This is a genomic window from Pseudomonas azotoformans, from assembly GCF_900103345.1.
Lineage (GTDB): Bacteria > Pseudomonadota > Gammaproteobacteria > Pseudomonadales > Pseudomonadaceae > Aquipseudomonas > Aquipseudomonas azotoformans.
The window spans coordinates 6665604-6685835 of record NZ_LT629702.1; the positions used below are offsets into that span (position 1 = coordinate 6665604).

General features: G+C 61.2%; 22 protein-coding genes. 17 read left to right on the forward strand and 5 right to left on the reverse strand.

All coding sequences use genetic code 11. The annotated features are described in order from the left end of the window. Positions 1-27: 27 nt before the first annotated feature. From phnD to phnP, 12 genes are all read left to right on the forward strand, one after another. Positions 28-1029: a phosphonate ABC transporter substrate-binding protein gene (gene phnD / locus BLR69_RS30350; protein ID WP_071496261.1), complete on the forward strand. Its 1002-nt coding sequence runs from the start codon at positions 28-30 to the stop codon at positions 1027-1029. A gap of 161 nt (positions 1030-1190) precedes the next feature. Next, positions 1191-1973, forward strand: coding sequence for a phosphonate ABC transporter, permease protein PhnE (gene phnE, locus BLR69_RS30355; RefSeq protein ID WP_058427920.1), 783 nt, complete (start codon positions 1191-1193; stop codon positions 1971-1973). 36 nt (positions 1974-2009) lie between these two features. Further along, the gene (gene phnF, locus BLR69_RS30360) at positions 2010-2714 is read left to right on the forward strand and encodes a phosphonate metabolism transcriptional regulator PhnF (protein WP_076955298.1); all 705 of its coding nucleotides are present in this window, start codon (positions 2010-2012) and stop codon (positions 2712-2714) included. Positions 2715-2725: 11 nt separating this feature from the next. After that, positions 2726-3163, forward strand: coding sequence for a phosphonate C-P lyase system protein PhnG (gene phnG, locus BLR69_RS30365; protein ID WP_071496260.1), 438 nt, complete (start codon positions 2726-2728; stop codon positions 3161-3163). Further along, entirely contained in the window at positions 3163-3753 is a 591-nt protein-coding gene (gene phnH / locus BLR69_RS30370; RefSeq protein WP_071496259.1) for a phosphonate C-P lyase system protein PhnH, read from the forward strand. Before phnG ends, phnH begins: the two co-directional genes overlap by 1 nt. Next, positions 3753-4829: a carbon-phosphorus lyase complex subunit PhnI gene (locus tag BLR69_RS30375; protein ID WP_071496258.1), complete on the forward strand. Its 1077-nt coding sequence runs from the start codon at positions 3753-3755 to the stop codon at positions 4827-4829. Before phnH ends, BLR69_RS30375 begins: the two co-directional genes overlap by 1 nt. Further along, positions 4822-5664 carry an alpha-D-ribose 1-methylphosphonate 5-phosphate C-P-lyase PhnJ gene (locus BLR69_RS30380; protein WP_071496257.1) on the forward strand — a complete coding sequence of 281 codons (843 nt, stop codon included), beginning with the start codon at positions 4822-4824 and terminating at the stop codon, positions 5662-5664. Before BLR69_RS30375 ends, BLR69_RS30380 begins: the two co-directional genes overlap by 8 nt. Next, positions 5625-6434: a phosphonate C-P lyase system protein PhnK gene (phnK, locus tag BLR69_RS30385; protein WP_166794337.1), complete on the forward strand. Its 810-nt coding sequence runs from the start codon at positions 5625-5627 to the stop codon at positions 6432-6434. Before BLR69_RS30380 ends, phnK begins: the two co-directional genes overlap by 40 nt. Further along, on the forward strand, positions 6431-7153 hold the full coding sequence (gene phnL / locus BLR69_RS30390) for a phosphonate C-P lyase system protein PhnL (protein ID WP_071496255.1): 723 nt from the start codon (positions 6431-6433) through the stop codon (positions 7151-7153). The genes phnK and phnL overlap by 4 nt, the downstream gene beginning before the upstream one ends. Beyond that, positions 7143-8288 (forward strand): alpha-D-ribose 1-methylphosphonate 5-triphosphate diphosphatase, encoded by a 1146-nt coding sequence (locus BLR69_RS30395; RefSeq protein ID WP_071496254.1) that lies wholly within the window; start codon positions 7143-7145, stop codon positions 8286-8288. Before phnL ends, BLR69_RS30395 begins: the two co-directional genes overlap by 11 nt. Next, the gene (gene phnN / locus BLR69_RS30400; RefSeq protein ID WP_071496253.1) at positions 8288-8860 is read left to right on the forward strand and encodes a phosphonate metabolism protein/1,5-bisphosphokinase (PRPP-forming) PhnN; all 573 of its coding nucleotides are present in this window, start codon (positions 8288-8290) and stop codon (positions 8858-8860) included. The genes BLR69_RS30395 and phnN overlap by 1 nt, the downstream gene beginning before the upstream one ends. Next, positions 8851-9600: a phosphonate metabolism protein PhnP gene (gene phnP / locus BLR69_RS30405; RefSeq protein WP_071496252.1), complete on the forward strand. Its 750-nt coding sequence runs from the start codon at positions 8851-8853 to the stop codon at positions 9598-9600. Before phnN ends, phnP begins: the two co-directional genes overlap by 10 nt. A gap of 22 nt (positions 9601-9622) precedes the next feature. Here the strand turns inward: phnP and BLR69_RS30410 are convergent, their stop codons facing one another. Beyond that, positions 9623-10504, reverse strand: a complete 882-nt coding sequence (locus BLR69_RS30410) for a LysR family transcriptional regulator (protein ID WP_071496251.1) — start codon at positions 10502-10504, stop codon at positions 9623-9625. A 190-nt stretch (positions 10505-10694) separates the two neighbouring features. Between BLR69_RS30410 and BLR69_RS30415 the strand changes: the two genes are divergently transcribed. From BLR69_RS30415 to BLR69_RS30430, 4 genes are all read left to right on the forward strand, one after another. Then, positions 10695-10883, forward strand: a complete 189-nt coding sequence (locus tag BLR69_RS30415; protein ID WP_071496250.1) for a type II toxin-antitoxin system HicA family toxin — start codon at positions 10695-10697, stop codon at positions 10881-10883. Between the two features lie 11 nt (positions 10884-10894). Next, positions 10895-11299: a type II toxin-antitoxin system HicB family antitoxin gene (locus BLR69_RS30420; RefSeq protein ID WP_058427909.1), complete on the forward strand. Its 405-nt coding sequence runs from the start codon at positions 10895-10897 to the stop codon at positions 11297-11299. 381 nt (positions 11300-11680) lie between these two features. Then, positions 11681-13216 (forward strand): M10 family metallopeptidase C-terminal domain-containing protein, encoded by a 1536-nt coding sequence (locus BLR69_RS30425; protein WP_083365838.1) that lies wholly within the window; start codon positions 11681-11683, stop codon positions 13214-13216. A gap of 230 nt (positions 13217-13446) precedes the next feature. After that, on the forward strand, positions 13447-15156 hold the full coding sequence (locus BLR69_RS30430) for a M10 family metallopeptidase C-terminal domain-containing protein (protein WP_083365839.1): 1710 nt from the start codon (positions 13447-13449) through the stop codon (positions 15154-15156). Positions 15157-15252: 96 nt separating this feature from the next. Here the strand turns inward: BLR69_RS30430 and BLR69_RS30435 are convergent, their stop codons facing one another. Continuing rightward, positions 15253-16449, reverse strand: a complete 1197-nt coding sequence (locus BLR69_RS30435) for an MFS transporter (RefSeq protein WP_076955299.1) — start codon at positions 16447-16449, stop codon at positions 15253-15255. A 175-nt stretch (positions 16450-16624) separates the two neighbouring features. Between BLR69_RS30435 and BLR69_RS30440 the strand changes: the two genes are divergently transcribed. Next, positions 16625-17239, forward strand: coding sequence for a DUF5666 domain-containing protein (locus BLR69_RS30440; protein WP_071496247.1), 615 nt, complete (start codon positions 16625-16627; stop codon positions 17237-17239). 118 nt (positions 17240-17357) lie between these two features. Here the strand turns inward: BLR69_RS30440 and BLR69_RS30445 are convergent, their stop codons facing one another. The 3 genes from BLR69_RS30445 to BLR69_RS30455 all read right to left on the reverse strand — a co-directional run bounded on the left by BLR69_RS30445 (position 17358) and on the right by BLR69_RS30455 (position 20199). After that, positions 17358-18362 carry a sulfate ABC transporter substrate-binding protein gene (locus BLR69_RS30445; protein WP_071496246.1) on the reverse strand — a complete coding sequence of 335 codons (1005 nt, stop codon included), beginning with the start codon at positions 18360-18362 and terminating at the stop codon, positions 17358-17360. A 105-nt stretch (positions 18363-18467) separates the two neighbouring features. After that, complete coding sequence (locus tag BLR69_RS30450) at positions 18468-19292, reverse strand: ion transporter (protein ID WP_058427905.1); 825 nt, start codon at positions 19290-19292, stop codon at positions 18468-18470. 31 nt (positions 19293-19323) lie between these two features. Beyond that, a complete protein-coding gene (locus BLR69_RS30455; RefSeq protein WP_071496245.1) occupies positions 19324-20199 on the reverse strand; it encodes an urea transporter in 876 nt (291 codons plus the stop codon). Positions 20200-20232: the final 33 nt, after the last annotated feature.

Genomic DNA, 20232 nt, shown 5'->3' on the forward strand with positions numbered 1-20232 from the left:
TACTCACGACCCACAGGAAGCCTTTCCATGTTGAACCGTATCGGCCATGTGTTTCTGTCTGCCGTATTGCTGGCCAGTGTCGCGCTGGGCAATGCCCACGCCGCCGACAAGGTGATCAACTTCGGCATCATGTCCACCGAGTCTTCGCAGAACCTCAAGAGCATCTGGCAGCCATTCCTGGATGACATGCACAAGAAGACCGGCCTGACCATCAACGCCACCTTCGCCTCCGACTACGCCGGCCTGATCCAGGGCATGCGCTTCAACAAGGTCGACGTGGCCTGGCTCGGCAACAAGGCCGCGATGGAAGCGGTGGACCGTTCCAACGGTGAGATCTTCGCCCAGACCGCCGCCGCCAACGGCGCCGCCGGTTACTGGAGCGTGCTGATCGTGCGCAAGGACAGCCCGATCAACAACGTCGACGACATGCTCAAGAACGCCAAGAACCTGACCTTCGGCAACGGTGACCCGAACTCCACCTCGGGCTACCTGGTGCCGGGCTACTACGTATTCGCCAAGAACAACGTGGATGCCGCCACCGCGTTCAAGCGCACGCTCAACTCCAGCCATGAAGTCAACGCGTTGAGCGTGGCCAAGGGGCAACTGGACGTTGCCACCTTCAATACCGAGAGCTGGGAGCGTCTGGAAGTCACCCAGCCGGACAAGGCCGCCATGCTCAAGGTGATCTGGAAATCGCCGCTGATCCCGGCCGACCCGATGGTGTGGAGCAAGGCGCTGAGCGACAGCGAGAAGACCAAGATCCGCGACTTCTTTGCCCACTACGGCGACACCGATGAAGAGAAGGCGGTGCTGAAGAACATGCAGTTGGGCAAGTTCCTGCCGTCCAGCGATGACCAACTGTTGCCGATCCGTCAGCTGGAGCTGTTCAAGCAGCGCACCACCATCAGTGCCGACGACAAGCTGGAGGCTGCCGACAAGGCCAAGAAGCTGGCGGATATCGACGCCGACCTGGCCAAGCTGCAACAGCGCATCTCCGAGCTCGACAAAAAAACTGCGGCCAACGGCTAACCCCCTGTAGGAGCCGGGTTTATGTGGGAGCGGGCTTGCTCGCGAAAGCGGTGAATCAGTCGCCGGATGCATTGAATGACACACCGCATTCGCGAGCAAGTCGAATCGTCGCACCGCCGCTCCCACAGAGATCCAGTTCCCACCGTTATTGAGAGTGCCCCATGACAACCTTGCATGCTGAAGCCGTCGGCAAACGCACCTGGCCGCAATACCTCGGCTGGGGCCTGTTCCTGGTCCTGCTGGCCTGGGCCTGGCACGGCGCGGAAATGAACCCGCTGGCGCTGTACCGCGACTCCGGAAACATGGCGACCTTCGCCGCCGACTTCTTCCCGCCGGACTTCCACGAATGGCGCAGTTACCTCAAGGAGATGATCGTCACCGTGCAGATCGCCCTGTGGGGCACGGTATTGGCCATCGTCTGCTCGGTGCCGCTGGGCATCTTGTGCGCCGACAACATCACGCCGTGGTGGGTGCACCAACCGCTGCGCCGCGTGATGGATGCGTTCCGCTCCATCAACGAAATGGTGTTCGCCATGTTGTTCGTGGTTGCCGTCGGCCTCGGCCCCTTCGCCGGCGTACTGGCGCTGTGGATCAGCACCACCGGCGTCCTCGCCAAGCTGTTCGCCGAAGCTGTCGAGGCTATCGACCCCGGCCCTGTTGAAGGCGTACGGGCCACCGGCGCCAGCGCCTTGCAGGAAGTGATCTACGGCGTGATCCCCCAAGTGATGCCGCTGTGGGTGAGCTACGCGCTGTACCGCTTCGAAGCCAACGTGCGTTCGGCGACGGTGGTGGGCATGGTCGGCGCGGGCGGGATCGGCGTGATCCTGTGGGAAAACATCCGTGCCTTCCAGTTCGTCCAGACCTGCGCGGTGCTGCTGGTGATCATCGTGGTGGTGAGCCTGATCGACGTGCTGTCCCAACGCCTGCGCAAGCAGTTCATCTGACCTCGGAGGGGTGCCCGCGCGGCGCTTTTTTTAAGCATGCAGTTGTCTAGACAAGATGAGCCGGTGTACCGCGAACTCGCGGATATCCTGCGCCGTGAATTAAGCAGCTACAGCGCCGGTGATTTCCTGCCCGGCGAGGTGCACATGGCCGAGCGCTTCGGCGTCAACCGCCACACCCTGCGTCGCGCCATCGATGAGCTGGTGTTCGAAGGCAGCCTGTTACGCCGTCAGGGCAAGGGCACCCAGGTGCTCGACCGGCCGCTGATCTACCCGATGGGCGCCGAGACCTCTTACAGCCAATCCCTGTCAGCCCAGGGCGTCGGTGTGCAGGCGCTGTTGCTCAAGCGCCGCTACTGCTACGCCAGCCGTGAAGAAGCGCTGCACCTGGGGATCGCCGAAATGGCGCCGATGATCGAGCTGCAAACCCTGCGCAAGCTCGACCACCAGCCCGTCAGCCTGATCCGCCATCGCTACTGCGCCAGCCGTGCGCCGTTGCTCGCCGACTACACCGGCGGTTCGCTGCGCCAGTACCTGCGCGAACGCGACCTGCCATTGACCCGCACCCACAGCCTGATCGGTGCGCGCCTGCCCAACCGTGACGAAGCCGCGCTGCTGATGATGCCTCGGCACTTGCCGGCCCTCACCGTATTCACCCTTTCCCGCGATCGCGACGGCCACCCGGTGGAGTTGGCGCAGTCCACCAGCCGTTCGGATCGCTTCCAGTACCAAGTGGTGACTTGATGGAGACCCTGATGAACCTGTCCCCGCGACAACATTGGATCGGCGTGCTGGCCCGCGCCCAGCTCAGTGAACTGCAACCCCATGAAGCGGCCTTGAAAGACGCGGAGTACCAGCTTATTCGCGCCCCGGAAATCGGCATGACCCTGGTACGCGGTCGCATGGGCGGCAATGGCGCACCGTTCAACGTCGGTGAAATGAGCGTGACCCGCTGCGTAGTGCGCCTGGCCGATGGCCGCACCGGCTACAGCTACCTGGCCGGGCGCGACAAGGTGCATGCCGAGCTGGCCGCCCTGGCCGACGCCCATCTGCAAGGCGCGCAGCCGAGTATCTGGCTCAGCGATCTGATCACTGCCCTGGCGAACGCCCAGGTCAGGCGTCGTGCTGAAAAAGAGGCGGACACCGCTGCCACCAAAGTCGAGTTCTTCACCCTCGTGCGAGGAGAAAACTGATGAATGCGCACCTGTTGCAACCGGCGTTTGTCGACCCGGTACTGGATGCCCAACGTGGTTTTCGCGCCGCCCTCAAGGCCCTGGCCGAACCGGGGTTGATCCAGCACCTGCCATCCGCCCCACACCTCGACGGCCTGGCGCCGGCGACGTATGCCTTGTGCCTGGCTCTGCTGGACGTGGACACGCCGCTGTGGCTTTCACCGAGCTTCGACACGCCGCTGATCCGCGCCAACCTGGCGTTCCACTGCGGTTGCCCGCTGACGTCGAGTCGCGAAGAAGCGGTGTTCGCCTTGCTCGGTGAACACGACCTGCTGGATCTGAGCGGCTTCGACCACGGCAACGACCGCTACCCCGACCAGTCCTGCACCTTGCTCGTGCAGCTCACCGACCTGGAGTCCGGTCGCGGCCTGCTCTGGCGCGGCCCGGGGATCAAGGCCCAGCGCCAGGTGCACGTGCCGGTGCCGCAAGCCTTCTGGCAGGAACGCCAACGGCGCGAAGCCTTTCCCCGTGGCCTGGACGTGCTGTTTGCCGCCGGCCATCACCTGATCGGCCTGCCACGCAGCAGCCGCCTTGCACAGGAGCACGCCTGATGTACGTAGCCGTCAAAGGTGGCGAACAGGCCATCGACAATGCCCACCGCCTGCTGGCAAAAAAACGCCGGGGCGATACCGCGATTCCGGAACTGAGCGTGACGCAAATCCGCGAGCAACTGCCCCTGGCCGTCGCGCGGGTGATGACCGAAGGCTCGCTGTTCGACGAAGAACTCGCCGCGCTGGCGATCAAGCAAGCGGCGGGGGACCTGGTGGAGGCGATCTTCCTGCTGCGCGCCTACCGCACCACGCTGCCGCGCTTCAGCCCGAGCCTGCCGATCGATACCGCCCGCATGTCGTTGAGTCGGCGCCTGTCAGCCACCTTCAAGGACCTGCCCGGCGGCCAACTGCTCGGCCCGACCTTCGACTACACCCACCGCCTGCTGGATTTTGCCCTGCTGGCCGAAGGTGAGTACCCGGGGCCGCAGACCGTGCCGGAGGCGACGCTGGAAGACTGCCCACGGGTGCTCGGCCTGCTCGCCAAAGAAGGCCTGATAAAGACCGAAACCGACGACAACGCCCGTGTTGCCGACATCACCCGCGACCCGCTGGAATACCCGGCCAGCCGCGCCGAGCGCCTGCAAGCCCTGGCCCGTGGCGACGAAGGTTTCCTGCTGGCGCTGGGGTACTCGACCCAGCGTGGCTACGGCCGCAACCACCCGTTTGCCGGTGAGATTCGCATCGGTGATGTGGAGGTGTGGATCGAACCGGAAGAACTGGGTTTCCCCATCTGCCTGGGCAGCATCGAAGTGACCGAGTGCGAGATGGTCAACCAGTTTGTCGGTTCGGCTACCGAGCTGGCGCAGTTCACGCGGGGTTACGGCCTGGCCTTCGGGCATGCCGAGCGCAAGGCCATGGGCATGGCCCTGGTGGACCGCTCGCTGCGCGCCGAGGAGTACAACGAAGAGATCGTCTCGCCCGCCCAGCGCGAAGAGTTCGTGCTGGCCCACTGCGACAACGTCGAGGCCGCGGGCTTTGTCTCCCACCTCAAACTGCCGCACTACGTGGACTTCCAGTCCGAGCTGGAACTGATCCGCAAACTGCGCCAACCGGCCGAGGGCCCGAGCCATGAATGACGCCGCGTACAACTTCGCCTACCTCGACGAACAGACCAAGCGCATGATCCGTCGCGCCTTGCTCAAGGCCGTCGCGATCCCCGGCTACCAGGTGCCGTTCGGTGGCCGCGAGATGCCGCTGCCTTACGGCTGGGGCACCGGCGGCATGCAATTGACCGCCGCGATCCTGGGGGACGATGACGTGCTCAAGGTCATCGACCAGGGCGCCGACGACACCACCAACGCGGTGTCGATCCGCCGCTTTTTTGCGCGCACCGCAGGCGTCGCCACGACCGAAGCGACCCCCGAAGCGACGGTGATCCAGACCCGCCACCGCATCCCGGAAACGCCCTTGCAGGCGAACCAGATCATGGTGTTCCAGGTGCCGATCTCAGAGCCGCTGCGTTTTATCGAACCGTCGGAAACCGAGACCCGCACCATGCACGCCCTCAATGATTACGGGGTGATGCACGTGAAGCTGTATGAGGACATCGCCACCTTCGGCCACATCGCCACGGCCTACGCCTACCCGGTGACGGTGGATGAACGCTACGTGATGGACCCGTCGCCAATCCCCAAATTCGACAACCCCAAACTCGACATGAGCCCGGCGCTGATGCTGTTTGGCGCCGGCCGCGAGAAGCGCCTGTACGCGGTGCCGCCATACACCCAGGTCACCAGCCTCGACTTTGAGGATCACCCGTTCGAAGTGCAGACGTGGGAGCACAGCTGCGCAATCTGCGGCAGCCATGAATCGTTCCTTGATGAGCTGATTCTGGATGACGCTGGAACCCAGAGTTTTGTGTGTTCCGACACGTGGTATTGCGCCCAGCGGGTGAAGGAGAACAACCAGTGAGCCAGCCGTTATTGCAAGTACGTGACCTGTCCCTGTTGTACGGCCCGGAGAAGGGGTGCCAGGGTGTGAGCTTCGATCTGTACCCCGGCGAAGTGCTTGGGATTGTCGGTGAGTCCGGCTCGGGTAAATCCACCTTGCTTTCGTTGTTGAGCGGCCGCCTGCCACCGCAAGCCGGCAGCATTGGCTACCGCAGCCAGGACGGCGAATGGCTCGACCTCTACAGCGCCAGCGAAGCCGAGCGCCGCACTTTGCTGCGCACCGAATGGGGCTTTGTCGAACAGAACCCGCGTGATGGTTTGCGCATGGGCGTGTCGGCCGGCGCCAACATTGGTGAACGCTTGATGGCCCAGGGCGTGCGCAATTACGCGCAACTGCGTGGCGCCGGCCTGGACTGGCTGGCGCAGGTGGAGATCGACCCACAACGCATCGACGACCTGCCACGCACCTTTTCCGGCGGCATGCAGCAGCGCCTGCAAATTGCCCGCAACCTGGTTTCCAGCCCACGGCTGGTGTTCATGGACGAACCCACCGGCGGCCTCGACGTGTCGGTGCAGGCACGCCTGCTCGACCTGCTGCGCGGCCTGGTGCGTGAACTGGATTTGGCGGTGGTGATCGTCACCCACGACCTGGCCGTGGCACGCCTGTTGGCCGACCGCCTGATGGTGATGCGTCGCTCCCGTGTAGTGGAAACCGGGCTCACCGACCAGATCCTCGACGATCCACAGCACCCTTACTCTCAACTGCTGGTGTCTTCGGTATTGCAGCCATGACAAATGCCTTGATCGAGGTCCGTGACCTCTCGAAAACCTTCACCCTGCATCAGCAGAACGGTGTAGTACTTAATGTGCTGCGCGGGGTGGAGTTCAGTGTGCAGGGCGGCGAATGCCTGGTGCTGCACGGTCAGTCCGGTGCGGGTAAAAGCACCTTGTTGCGTACCCTGTACGGTAACTATCTACCGGCCGGTGGCAGCATTCGTGTGCGCCATGCCGGCGAGTGGCTGGAGCTGGTGGGCGCCGCGCCCCGCGAGATTCTGCAGGTGCGCCAGCAGACCCTGGGCTACGTCAGCCAATTCCTGCGGGTGATTCCGCGTGTGGCGTGCCTGGATGTGGTTATGGAGCCGGCGTTGGCCCGAGGCGGGTCGAAAGCCGAGGCACAACAGCGCGCCGAACACCTGCTGACCCGTCTGAACATCCCCCAGCGCCTGTGGCCACTGGCGCCCGGCACTTTCTCCGGTGGCGAGCAACAGCGTGTCAACATCGCCCGCGGTTTCATGGTGGCCTGGCCGGTGATGCTGCTGGACGAACCCACCGCCTCCCTGGACGACCACAACCGCCAGGTGGTGCTGGAACTGATGAACGAAGCCAAGGCAGCCGGCGCTGCATTGATCGGCATCTTCCACGACCGCGCCGCCCGTGAAGCGGTGGCCGACCGCCATTTCGACATGACCCCCACGCCTGTTGCCCAAGAGGAATACGCCCATGCCCGTTGAACAGATCCTCAGTAATGCCCAGGTCGTCACGGCTGATCGCATGTTCCTGGGCTCGGTGGTGTTGCGTGACGGCAAGATCGTCGACCTCGCCGAAGGCCGCAGCCAATTGCCCCAGGCCCAGGACCTGGGCGGTGATTTCCTGCTGCCGGGCCTGGTGGAGCTGCATACCGACAACCTGGAAAAGCACATGACCCCGCGCCCCGGCGTGGACTGGCCGTCGACCTCGGCAGTGCTCAGCCACGATGCGCAGATTATCGCGGCGGGCATCACCACCGTCTTCGATGCGGTGTCCATCGGCGACGTGAACCCCAAGGGCAACCGCATGAAAAAACTGCCGGCGATGCTCGATGCCATCGCCCAGGCAGAAGGTGCCGGGCTGACCCGCGCCGAGCACCACCTGCATCTGCGTTGCGAGCTGTGCCACCCGGACACCCTCAGTGTGTTCCGCGACCTGGTGGAAAACCCGCTGGTGCAATTGGTGTCGGTGATGGACCATTCGCCGGGCCAGCGCCAGTTCGTGCTTGAAGCCAAGTACCGTGAGTACTACATGGGCAAGTACCACCTGAACGACGAAACCATGGACGCCTTCATCGTGCTGCAAAAGGCCAACTCCCTGGCCTACAGCGACCGCTACCGTGCGGCTATCGTCGAGCATTGTCTGGCGCGTGGCCTCTCGGTAGCTAGCCACGACGATGCGACGCTGGCCCATGTGCAGGAGTCGGCACGCTATGGCATGACCATCGCTGAATTCCCCACGACGCTTGAGGCGGCGCAGGGCTGCCAGGCGTTGAACATGAAAGTGTTGATGGGCGCGCCGAACGTGGTGCGCGGCGGGTCGCACTCGGGTAATGTGGCCGCCGCCGGCCTGGCGGCCGAGGGCTTGCTGGATATACTTTCCAGTGATTACTACCCGGCCAGCCTGTTGCAGGCGGCCTTCGTGCTGGCTGACCAGCAAGACGGCGGCGACCTGTCACGGGCGGTCAAGATGATCAGCCTGGCGCCTGCGCAAGCGGCAGGGCTGAAGGACCGTGGCGAGATTGCCCTCGGCCTGCGCGCCGACCTGGTCCAGGCCCGCAGCCGCGAAGGGCTGCCTGTAGTGCAACAAGTATGGCGACAAGCGAAGAGGGTGTTTTGATGGCAGGCAGGTTGATCTATCTCATCGGGCCGTCCGGCTCGGGCAAGGACAGCCTGCTGGATGCCGCACGCCCACGCTTGGCCGAGCGCGGTTGCCGCATTGTGCGCCGCGTTATCACCCGCTCGGCGGAAGCGGTGGGCGAAGCGGCGCAGGGCGTCAGCCCGGAGCAGTTCGCTACGATGCAGGCTGAGGGCGCATTTGCCCTGAGCTGGCAGGCGAATGGCTTGTCCTATGGCATTCCCAAAGAGATCGATGAGTGGCTGGCTGCGGGGGACGACGTGCTGGTCAACGGCTCCCGTGCCCATCTGGCACAGACTCGTGAACGCTACCCGACTTCGCTGGTGTTGCTGCTGACGGTGGACCAGGCGGTGTTACGCGAACGCCTGATCGCACGGGGCCGTGAGGCGTTGGCGGATATCGAAGCGCGCCTGGCGCGCAATGCGCGGTTCACCGCCGAGCTGATCGCCGGCAACGGTGCGGGGTTGTTCGTGCTGGATAACTCCGGGCCGCTGGAGCATACGGTCGAGCGCCTGCTGTGCTGCATCGATCACGGGCACTCGGCATGCGCCTGACCTTGCTCGGCACCGGTGACGCGCGGCAAGTCCCGGTGTATGGCTGTGAGTGCGCCGCGTGTGGTCTGGCGCGCAATGATGCCAGCCTGCGCCGTCGCCCGTGCAGCGCGTTGATCGAATGCGGCGACCAGCGCTGGTTGATCGACAGCGGTTTGCCCGACCTCACCGAACGCTTCCCGCCGCGCAGTTTCAACGGGATCTTGCAGACCCACTATCATGCCGATCATGCCCAGGGTCTGTTGCACCTGCGCTGGGGGCAAGGGCTGGTGATTCCGGTGCACGGACCGGTGGATGCCGAAGGTTTGTCCGATCTGTACAAACATCCGGGCATCCTGGATTTCAGCCAGCCATTCAGCGAATGTGAAACCCGGCAGTTTGGCGAACTGAGCGTCACCGCGTTGCCGTTGCAGCATTCCAAACCAACCCTGGGTTACCTGCTGGAAGGCGAGGGTCGACGCATCGCCTACCTCACCGACACCGTCGGCCTGCCGCCTGCGACCCTGGCCTGGCTGCAACGCGAACCCCTGGATGTGCTGGTGCTGGACTGCTCCATGCCGCCGCAGCCGCAGGCACCGCGCAATCACAATGACCTGACGCTGGCGTTGCAGAGCATCGAGGAAACGGGTGCGCAGTTGGGCGTGCTGACCCATGTCGGGCACACATTGGATGCCTGGTTGCTGGAGCATCGCCGCGAGTTGCCACGGCATGTCACGGTCGGCTGGGATGGCCGGATCCTCTGAACCCCTACGGTTCCACAGAACGCTATTTCGTCAGTAAACCTTCAACATATTCGATAAATGCCTTGGCTTTGGCACTTGGCATTCGACCCGTCGGCAATACCGCCCAGAGATCCTTGGGCGGCAGTTCCCAGTCGGTCAACACGGCTTTCACCTCACCCCTGGCCAATTCCGGCGAGAACATCCATTCGGACGTCATCGCCAGGCCATGGTGGGCGAGCACGCCTGCGCGCAAACCTTCGGAAGAGGTGACACGCAAGCGCCCGCGAGCGGCGATGGCGTGTTCGTGTGGGCCTTGTTTGAACGACCAGAGCGGGCTCTCCCCGAGGCTGTAGATCACCGCCTGGTGATTGAGGATATCCGCCGGGCTTTGTGGTTCGCCGAAACGTTCGAAGTAGGCCGGTGTACCGAACACCCGGCTCGGGCTTTGGCCAAGCCGGCGAGCCGTGAGGCCGGAATCACTCAGGTTGCCGATACGCAGGGCGACGTCGATGCCGTCTTCAACCAGGTTGAGGAGGCGGTCGTCGAGCAACACGTCGATGTTCAGGCCTGGGTGTTGGTCCAGGAACGGTCCCAGGTTAGGAATGATCCGCATACGGGAGAACGTCACGCCGGCGCTGACCCGCAGGTTGCCCGTCAAGCCAGCGCCTGCGCCACGGGCCGCCTCGTCAGCTTCATCGGCTTCGAAAATGGCGCTCTTGGCTTTCTCGAAAAATGCCAGGCCTGCTTCGGTAGGGGTCAGGCCCCTCGTCGAGCGCAGCAGCAATCGCACGGCCAGGCGGGCTTCCAATTGCGCGATGCTTTTGGAAACGGCGGGTTGGCCGATGCCCAGGCGTTTGGCGGCGGCCGAGAAGGAGCCGGTCTCGACGACGTGAACGAAGGTTTCCATGGCAGTGAGACGGTCCATCGGGCGTTCCTGTTGGCTGGGCGGCGCTCAAGCCTAAGGCGCTGGGCTAGCGGTGTCATGCGTTTCCCGTATTGAGCCGGTGGGTTTTCAATATTCGGTAAAACAGCCGTCAGTCAGGCATACGTATTTTGTGCTTGAGTAAAGATAACTCTAGGGTTACTTTTATTCAGGCCAAGCCAAGGAGGCGAGGGTGCAAAGCAGGCTATTGATCAAGGAACTGCAAGAGGCGGGCTGGGTGTTGGATCGGGTCACGGGCAGCCATCACATTTTTACCCATCGTTACAGCCCGTACACGATTCCCGTGCCTCATCCTAAAAAAGACTTGCCGTTGGGCACTGTCAGAAGCATCAGGAAGCGCGCCGGGCTGTTTGATTTTTAAGGAGAGCATTCATGCAATACCCAATCTGTATCGAATGGGGCGATGATTTCACCGCCACCGGTATCCAGATCCCCGATATTCCAGGCGCAGTCACCGCCGGGGACAGTTTTGAAGAGGCCTACAACGCGGCCGTGGAAGTTGCGCACATCATGCTGCAAGAGATCGCCGCAGAGGGCGGGACCATTCCGATGCCAACGTCGGTCGCCCATTATCATGCCCACGAGGACTACGCGGGCATGGGCTGGGGCATGTTGGAATTGGACGTGACGCCTTACCTGGGCAAGACCGAGAAGGTCAATGTGACCTTGCCCGGTTATGTCATCCAGCGCATCGACCGCTATGTACGGGAGCACAAGGTCAAAAGCCGCTCTTCATTCCTCGCGGACGCGGCGTTGGAAAAATTGGTGCGGTCCTAGGGCGATCAGGCGGTGTCAGGGGTTGGCCGCGTACGTTGTCGGATGAGCGCGGTTTTTTTGCGCGCCTTTTTCCGGGCATGTTTGAGTCAGTTTCCTGATGTTTTAAATTAAGATTTTGATTGAAATAAGGGAGTGTTTTACAAGTTTTTTTTCTCTAAAAATCAACTTAATAGTGTTGTTGATATGTCAGGAAAGTTGGGCCGATCAGTGATTGGGTGTGTTTTCTTTGCAGGTGTGTTTATTAAGTATTTTTGAAAAGAAGCAGCACTGGCGAACGTGTCATTGATTTGAGAATTTTAGCGTCCTGCCAATGGACTGGTCAGCGTTGGTATTTCTCATACAGGGACGAATGGCTCTTCACTGTTCAGAGTATTCATCGTCATGCACTTTCCTGTCAGGCAACCTTCACAGCAACCCCCTGCGCTTGCGCCGTATTCCCTTTCGTCAGCGTTTGATAACGACGCCTTGCACTGGGGAAACAATAAGAAGTCGTTCAGCACCGCGCAGGCGGCTAAACATATCACTCGAGGTAACTACAAGTTTCATGATCGGGATCGGGACAATAAAATCCTGGTGGGCTTCAGTTTTTCCGGCGTCTTTACCTCGGCCCAGAAAGAGCGCGCCAGGCAGGCATTGAAGGCCTATGCCGATGTCGCCAACATTTCCTTTGTCGAAAACAGTGCGCCTACGGATGGCGGCATAGTCATCAGGGGCGTGCCGGGGTCCTGGTCAGGCTGGGCGGCCTTTCCCAATCAGTCCAAGTCAAGCGTAACGGCGAATGTGGGCACTGGAGGTGCGGGCGCCAACCCTGAAATGGGCAGCCATTTCTTATCCTTGTTGGTCCATGAGTTGGGGCACACCTTGGGCCTGGAACATCCGGGCAATTACAACGGTGGTGGCACCTACGAGGCCAATGCTGATTATGCGCAGGACACCAAGGCCCGTAGTGTCATGAGCTATTGGTCGGAGCGCAAACAGCCGGGGCATGACTTCAACCAAAAACTGCCTGCTGCCCCCATGATGGACGATATCGCCGCGCTGCAGCGCTTGTACGGGGCGAACACGCGCACCCGTGCCACCGACACCGTCTATGGGTTCAACTCCAACACCGAGCGTGAGCACTACAGCCTCAGGAGCGCCCGCGATAAGCCCGTGTTCAGCGTCTGGGATGGCGGTGGCGAGGACACCCTGGATTTCTCCGGCTTTGCCGACAAACAAAACATCAACCTCAATGCCGAGGCGTTTTCGGATGTGGGCGGGCTGCGGGGGAATGTATCGATCGCCAAGGGGGTGATCGTTGAAAACGCCATTGGTGGCTCCAACAGCGATGTGTTGACGGGTAACAGCGCCAATAACCGCTTGAAAGGGGCCGGCGGCAGCGACACATTGCGCGGTGGCGCTGGCGCCGACACGTTTGTCTACGCCCGCGTCAGCGACTCAACACCCCAGGCCCCCGACGTTATTCAGGATTTCACCAGCGGCAGCGACAAAATCGACGTAGCCGGCGTACTGCGCGAGGCGGGGCTCACGTCGCTGAATTTCATGGATAGCTTCAGCGGGCGTGCAGGCGACGCGGTGCTCAGTCATGACACCACAACCGGGCGCTCCACACTGGCCGTGGATACCAAGGGAGATGGCACGGCCAAACTGTTGATCAACAGCCATGGCCTAATCAAACAGGAGGACGTGATCTGGAGCGGTAAGGGGGAGCGCGCGGCCGTAACGCCCGATCAAACGGCTGACCCCACACCGGAAGCGGACCCGGATCCTGCACCTGATTCAACGTCAGAGCCGGACCCACTTCCAACGCCTGGGCCTGCACTTGCACCTGCACCCTGGTTTGGCGAGCGGGTGGGCAAACAGATAGTTTCAGGGATCTCTCACTTCGCAAACTGGATATTCAGGTGGTTCAGGTGAACGCTTGGATGCCGTTGTCAGTTGCAAGTATTTTCGAACGTCAGATGATGCATGAGTTTTTATTAGTTAGTGTGTGGCGAGTGTTCGGTGTTTCAAATGGTATGACTCAAGTGCTTGTTTGGCGTGTTTCTCCATGCGACTTTGTTTATGTATTCATAGTGTGCTTTTTTGTAAATGGTTTGTGTGGATATTAATTATTGTTTCGTTTTTAAAATCTTAGCGAGTTTCTCATGAAAATATCAACCGTTCCCTCTGTTGCGAACAGTGGCAGAGTTTTCAATTATGCCATTTTAAAAGCAGGTGGCCACCCAACTTCATACACGACGGATCACGCTGCGAAACATCTCACGCGAGGAGCTCTCAAATGGCGAGATCGTAATAACGACAAGAAAATAGACCTGTCGTATACCTTGGACTCTAGATTTACCCCTCACCAGAAATTGCGGATCAGGGAAAACCTTCTGTCTTGGGCGGAGGTGACCAACCTGTCTTTCGAGGAAAATGCCAAGGGGGCTGATGCCTCCCTCCGTATCTCAGCCATACCGGGATATGCAGGGGGAGTAGCGAGCCTGCCCAATGACTGGTCGATCGGCACGGTCGATATCGGCACTGGGGGGGCTGATGGAAAGCTGGAACACGGGACTTTGTTTGATAAGGTGGCAGTCCACGAACTTTGCCATTCCATTGGTCTGCGGCATCCCCACGGAGAAGGCCCGGGTTACCGGGAGGACTCAACCACCTACACCGCCATGAGCTACCACGATTCATCTTTTGGCGATGATCCCTACAACGGCAAAAAAATCTCAGCTCCCATGATGCACGACATCGCTGCGGTACAGCGGTTGTACGGGGCGAACACCCACACTCGAAAAACCAACACGACCTATGGTTTCAACTCCAACGCCGGTCGAGACTTCTACAGCCTGAAGAGCGCCAGGGACAAACCTGTTTTTTGCGTCTGGGACGCAGGTGGAACGGATACCCTGGACTTTTCCGGCTTTCGCCAGAAACAGAAAATCAATCTTAATGCTGAAGCCTTTTCGGATGTTGGCGGCCTGAAAAACAACGTCTCCATCGCCAAGGGGGTCACGTTGGAAAATGCCGTGGGTGGTTCCAGTGATGACAACCTGATCGGTAATCAGGTCGGCAACCGCCTCAAGGGTGGGGGCGGGGCCGATACGCTCGAGGGCGGCGGCGGGGCAGACACCTTTGTCTATGACAGCGTTGCAGACTCCACGCCTGAGTCCCCTGATGTGATTGTGGACTTTGCCAGCGGCACCGACAGAGTCGACATCTCCATGCTGTTGAGGCGCGCTGCGGTGAAGGTCCTTTACATTGTTGACCAATTCAGCGCGCGTGCGGGCGAGGCGGTATTGAGCCACAACGCCAGCACCGGGCAGGGAAGCCTGGCGCTCGACCTGACAGGTAATGGGAAACCTGATGTTCTGGTGAACACTAAGGGCAAAATCCACTACAAGGATTTGCTGGTGAACCCTGAGCCTCCCATCGCCATTGATCCGGCGCCCGATTTGATGACAGGGCAGGAACCAGAGCCAGGCCCGCCGAGGAGTAAGAGAGATGGCACTGCAAAAGCGGAAAGAGGCGGCAAGACGTACACGTACAATGCCGCTTCTGAGTCGAATTGTCGGAAGGTCGACATCTTGAAAGATTTCACAAGTGGCAAGGACAAAATTGATTTATCCAGAATGCTTGAAAAGTCAGGTACTTCGCTGACGCAGGTAGACAGGTTCACGGGGAAGGCCGGTGAGGCATTCATCGTGAAATCGGGCGGTGATGGTCGGTACTGGCTAGCCGTTGACCTGGATGGCGACAAGCGCAGTGATTTTGTCGTCAACAGCCCTAATGTGATAAGGGCCTCAGACATTGTGGGCATGAAGTTGAAGCATGCCTACGATCGGCAGTTATCCCGGCGTACCTGATGGTAGTGCGAAAGGCGCGTCGCCGTTTGGAACGGCATCCAGTCAAAGCCGTCCGTCATTGCTGGCGGACGGCTTTGACGTAGAGAGACAAGCGCCTCAGGCAGTGGCCACCGAGGCCTCACGGGAAGCACTCAGGAACCGTAGTAATGCGATCAACGGGAATGCACTGCCCACCAGCATCACACCCAGCCAGCCGCCGTGTTCATATACGCTGCTGGCAATCGCCGAGCCGAACGCGCCGCCGATGAAGATGCTGGTCATGTACAGCGCGTTCAGGCGGCTGCGGCTGTTGGCGTCGAGGGCGTAGATGGCGCGCTGGCCAAGCACCATGTTCATTTGCACGCAGAAGTCCAGGACCACGCCGGTCACGGCCAGGCCGATCACGCTGTACAGCGGGTGCACGAAGGCCGGCAGGAAGCTCAACGCGGCGAACAACATGGCCAGCAGCGAAGCGCGATGGGTGTGACCGGCATCGGCCAGGCGACCGGCGATGGGTGCGGCAATGGCACCCAGCGCACCGACCAGGGCGAACAGGGCGATCTCGCTTTGGCTCAGGCCATGGTTGCGCGCCAGTTCCAGTGGGGCAGCGGTCCAGAACAGGCTGAAGGTGGCGAACATGCAGCCTTGGTAGAACGCCCGTTGACGCAGCACCGGTTGCTCGCGCAGCAAGGTGCCGAGGGAGCGCAGCAGTTGGCCATAGCTGGCAGAGTGATCCGGCTGACGCTTGGGAATGGTCAGCATCAACACCACACTGATAAACGCCATCAGCGCCGCCGCCGCCATGAACATCGCCCGCCAGCCGAAGTGGTCCGCGACCACGCTGGACACGGGCCGTGCCAGCAGGATGCCGAGCAGCAGGCCACCCATGATGCTGCCGACCACACGGCCCCGTGATTCGGCGGGCGCCAAGTGCGCAGCCAACGGAATCAGGATCTGCACCGAGACCGAACTGAAGCCGATCAGCAGCGATACCAGCAGGAACAGGTTCGGTTGTTCGGTAAACGCGGCCCCCAGCAGGCTGGCGATAGCGATCACCGTAGTGGCGATCATCAGCTTGCGGTTTTCCAGCAGGTCGCCCAGGGGCACCAGGAAAAACAGCCCCAGGGCGTAGCCGATTTGCGTCAGCGAGACGATCAGGCTGGCCATGGCCGGCGTGAGGCCGATGTCCGGCGCGATCAGCTCGATGATGGGTTGCGCGTAGTAGATGTTGGCAACGATGGCGCCGCAGCAAAACGCAAACAGCAGCACCATGCTCCGGGTCATGGTGCTTGTAGCGTGGGAAGTAGCGTTCATGGTGTTCTCGTAAAAGCGAAGGAAGTGGGGCGAGCCTAAAGACAACACCGTAGCCCGGGTAGGCCGCTGGCAGTGATAACACTCATGCCCGGTAATGATGAGTGAATCGTTAACTTTCTGCGCGAAGGCTGATGATACATTCAGACGCAACTGCCAAAACAGGAAATCCATTGCAATGAAGATCACGTTGAACAAGATGCTCCTGGCTTCCACGCTCGCCGCCGCCATGGCCGTGGGCCTGGCCCAGGCTGCCGAGGCCCCGCGCGTGGGCGTACGCGGCGCCATTACGGCGATGGACGGGGATGCGATGCACGTCAAGGTCAACAGCGGCGAAGAGGTTGTCGTGCACTTGACCCAAGACACCCAGGTGCGCGCGGTCACCCTGGCCAAAATCGATGAAATCAAGCCGGGCAGCTACATCGGCTCCGCCGCCATGCCCAACGACGACGGCAGCCTGACGGCGTTGGAGGTGCACGTGTTCCCGCCGGCGATGGCCGGCACGGGCGACGGGCATCGTGCATTTGATTTGAAAGAAGGCAGCAGCATGACCAACGGCACCGTCGGCGACCTGGTGGTGAGCAGCGGGCGCACGTTGACGGTGAAATACAAAGGCGGCGAGCAGAAGATCGTGGTGCCGGAAGATGTGCCGATCGTGAACCTGGAGCCGGGTGACCGCAGCTTGCTCAAGCCGGGGGTGAAAGTGGTGCTGTTTGCCGCGCAGGGGGCGGATGGGACGATCACAGCCCAGGCGATCTCCGCCGGCAAGGATGGCGTCACACCGCCGATGTAATGGCCAAACACAGAGCCAAATGTGGGAGGGGGCTTGCCCCCGATAGCAGCGTGTCAGCCAGCGGATAAACCGGCTGATACACCGCCATCGGGGGCAAGCCCCCTCCCACATTTATCAATTACTGGCCGCTGTAGATCTGGTCGAACACCCCACCATCATTGAAGTGGGTCTTCTGCACGGTGCGCCAGTCACCAAAGGTCTTCTCTACCGACAGGAAGTCGACTTTCGGGAAGCGGTCGGTGTACTTGGCCAACACTTTCGGATCACGCGGGCGCAGGTAGTTGTTGGCCGCGATTTCCTGGCCTTCCGGCGACCACAGGTACTTCAGGTAGTCTTCGGCGGCCACGCGGGTGCCTTTCTTCTCGACCACTTTGTCGACCACCGACACCGGTGGCTCGGCTTCGGCGGAGACGCTCGGGTAGATCACTTCGAACTGATCACGGCCGAATTCACGGGCGATCATCTCGGCTTCGTTCTCGAAGGTCACCAGCACGTCGCCGATCTGGTTGGTCATGAAAGTGGTGGTGGCGGCACGGCCACCGGTGTCCAGTACCGGGGCTTGTTTGAACAACTTGCCGACAAAGGCCTTTGCTTTGTTTTCGTCACCGCCGTTCTTCAGCACATAGCCCCAGGCCGACAGGTAGGTGTAGCGGCCGTTACCCGAGGTTTTCGGGTTGGGCACGATCACCTGCACGCCATCTTTCAACAGGTCCGGCCAGTCTTTCAGGGCTTTCGGGTTGCCCTTGCGCACGATGAAAACGGTGGCCGAGGTGAACGGCGCGCTGTTGTTCGGCAGGCGGGTGACCCAGTTGTCCGGCACCAGTTTGCCGTTGTCCACCAGGGCGTTGATGTCGGTGGCCATGTTCATGGTGATCACGTCGGCGGGCAGGCCGTCGATGACCGAACGCGCTTGCTTGCTCAAGCCACCGAAGGACATCTGCAGGGTCAGCTTGTCGTTCGGGTGCTCGGCTTCCCAGTGCTTCTGGAACGCGGCATTGTAGTCCTTGTAGAAGTCGCGCATCACGTCGTAGGAGACGTTGAGCAGTGTGACGGGGGCAGCCTGGGCGGCGCCCGCCAGGGCAAGGCCGGCGGCCAGAAGGGAGGCGCTAACGAGTTTTTTCACTGCTCATTCCTTGTTGTTCGAGAAGGTTGCTGATTGAGTGGGGGCAATTTGCCAGCGACTATAGCTGGCGTCGCATAGACGCTTAAAGATTAAAACGAACTTTGCTTATTCCACTTTCTTAAAAAGATTGCTCCCACAGCGCGAGCAGAACGCGGCATTTGGCTCATGGCTGTCTTTCTTGCACACCGGGCAGTCATGCTGCAATTGCTCACCGCGCATGGCACTGGCCAGTTCGGCGGTGAAGATACCGGTGGGCACGGCGATGATCGAATAACCGGTGATCATCACCAGGGACGAAATCACCTGGCCCAGCGGGGTCTTGGGCACGATATCGCCAAAGCCCACCGTCGTCAGGGTCACGATGGCCCAGTAGATGCCCTTGGGAATACTGGTAAACCCGTGCTCCGGGCCTTCGATCACATACATCAAGGTGCCGAACACCGTGACCAGGGTGCATACGCTCACCAGGAACACCACGATCTTCTGCTTGCTGCCGCGCAGCGCCGCCATCAGGTAATTGGCTTGCTTGAGGTAGGGGCTGAGCTTGAGCACGCGGAAGATCCGCAGCATGCGGATGATGCGGATGATCAGCAGGTACTGCGCGTCGCTGTAGTACAGCGCGAGGATGCCGGGCACGATGGCGAGCAGATCCACCAGCCCATAAAAGCTGAAGGCGTAGCGCAGGGGTTTGGGCGAACAGTACAGTCGCAGCCCGTACTCGATCAGGAAGATAAGGGTGAAGCCCCACTCGATGTACGCCAGCACGTCGGCGTAGTTCTGGTGGATCTGGTCGATGCTGTCGAGCATCACGATCACCAGGCTGGCGAGGATGATCAGCAGCAGGATGCCATCGAAGCGCCGCCCGGCGACCGTGTCACTTTGAAAAACCATGACGTAGAGCCGCTGGCGCCAGTCGTTGTTGCTGTCCATAAAGCCCGCCTGAATCGAATATCGAGCAAGCCTAGGGGGATTCGAAGGGGCTGTCCATGCGGGGTTTCTGAAGCACTCGAGCACCGGCGCGCACCAGCCAGCAGGCGAGGATGAACGGCGCGGTCAACGCGGGCAGGTGCAGGGCGGCAAAGCCCGGTGTAAGGAGGATCGCCAGCAGGATGCCGAGCAGCGGCAGCCAGGGTTGGCGACGCACCTGGCTCAATGCCACAGCCGCCAACGCCGGGTTGTAGCTGTGCAGGCCGAGGAGGGCACTGGCGGGTTCGTCCAGCCACAGCGCGAGCAGCACACCGACGCTGGCGCCGATCAGCGCCCATACCGCGGCGCGACGGTTGGCCAGCCACAGGCCCAGTGCAATCAGCGCACCCGCCACCGGTTGATCCAGCAGCATGATTTGCGCGAGCCCGGTAAAAGGTGCGGTGAGGATAGCCAAGGTGTCGGGTTCGCTCAGGGCAAACGTGTTCTCCGGCACCGTGCCCAGCAACAACCAGCCCAGGCCGACAAAAGGCACGGTGTAAGCGGGCAAGTCATTGGGCTGGTCGGCGTGTTTCAGCCATTGCCGTGTCAACATCGCCGCCAGTCCGCCGCACGCCAGGATCAGCGGCGGCAACAACGCCGACCAGGCAAAGTGCTGGCTGATCAACAAACCCAGCAATACGCCGTTGTAGCTGTAAAGGCCGGCCTGGCGTTCGGCCTTGGGATAACCGCGACGCTGGGCCGTGAGCAACCCCGCCACGCCACCCAGCAATGCTCCGCCGAACCAGGCCGGGGCGCCGATCAGGATTGCCAGCAGGCACAGCAGGCCGCACAGCGGCTGGCGCTGCAGGAAGATCTGGCTGAAGCCGTTGAGCAGGGCTTCGGCCCAGTCGGGGCAGGTTGGGTTGTGCATGGTGGTTAGTCAGTGGGACCGAGTCGTTCCCAT

Coding starts and splice junctions, on each gene's coding strand:
- BLR69_RS30380 (WP_071496257.1), top strand. CDS start 4,822: ATGAATGACGCCGCGTACAACTTCGCCTACCTCGACGAACAGACCAAG.
- BLR69_RS30430 (WP_083365839.1), top strand. CDS start 13,447: ATGAAAATATCAACCGTTCCCTCTGTTGCGAACAGTGGCAGAGTTTTC.
- phnN (WP_071496253.1), top strand. CDS start 8,288: ATGGCAGGCAGGTTGATCTATCTCATCGGGCCGTCCGGCTCGGGCAAG.
- phnG (WP_071496260.1), top strand. CDS start 2,726: ATGAACCTGTCCCCGCGACAACATTGGATCGGCGTGCTGGCCCGCGCC.
- BLR69_RS30420 (WP_058427909.1), top strand. CDS start 10,895: ATGCAATACCCAATCTGTATCGAATGGGGCGATGATTTCACCGCCACC.
- BLR69_RS30395 (WP_071496254.1), top strand. CDS start 7,143: ATGCCCGTTGAACAGATCCTCAGTAATGCCCAGGTCGTCACGGCTGAT.
- phnD (WP_071496261.1), top strand. CDS start 28: ATGTTGAACCGTATCGGCCATGTGTTTCTGTCTGCCGTATTGCTGGCC.
- BLR69_RS30425 (WP_083365838.1), top strand. CDS start 11,681: ATGCACTTTCCTGTCAGGCAACCTTCACAGCAACCCCCTGCGCTTGCG.
- BLR69_RS30455 (WP_071496245.1), bottom strand. CDS start 20,199: ATGCACAACCCAACCTGCCCCGACTGGGCCGAAGCCCTGCTCAACGGC.
- phnP (WP_071496252.1), top strand. CDS start 8,851: ATGCGCCTGACCTTGCTCGGCACCGGTGACGCGCGGCAAGTCCCGGTG.
- BLR69_RS30435 (WP_076955299.1), bottom strand. CDS start 16,449: ATGAACGCTACTTCCCACGCTACAAGCACCATGACCCGGAGCATGGTG.
- BLR69_RS30450 (WP_058427905.1), bottom strand. CDS start 19,292: ATGGACAGCAACAACGACTGGCGCCAGCGGCTCTACGTCATGGTTTTT.
- phnE (WP_058427920.1), top strand. CDS start 1,191: ATGACAACCTTGCATGCTGAAGCCGTCGGCAAACGCACCTGGCCGCAA.
- BLR69_RS30410 (WP_071496251.1), bottom strand. CDS start 10,504: ATGGACCGTCTCACTGCCATGGAAACCTTCGTTCACGTCGTCGAGACC.
- phnL (WP_071496255.1), top strand. CDS start 6,431: ATGACAAATGCCTTGATCGAGGTCCGTGACCTCTCGAAAACCTTCACC.
- BLR69_RS30440 (WP_071496247.1), top strand. CDS start 16,625: ATGAAGATCACGTTGAACAAGATGCTCCTGGCTTCCACGCTCGCCGCC.
- BLR69_RS30375 (WP_071496258.1), top strand. CDS start 3,753: ATGTACGTAGCCGTCAAAGGTGGCGAACAGGCCATCGACAATGCCCAC.
- phnH (WP_071496259.1), top strand. CDS start 3,163: ATGAATGCGCACCTGTTGCAACCGGCGTTTGTCGACCCGGTACTGGAT.
- phnF (WP_076955298.1), top strand. CDS start 2,010: ATGCAGTTGTCTAGACAAGATGAGCCGGTGTACCGCGAACTCGCGGAT.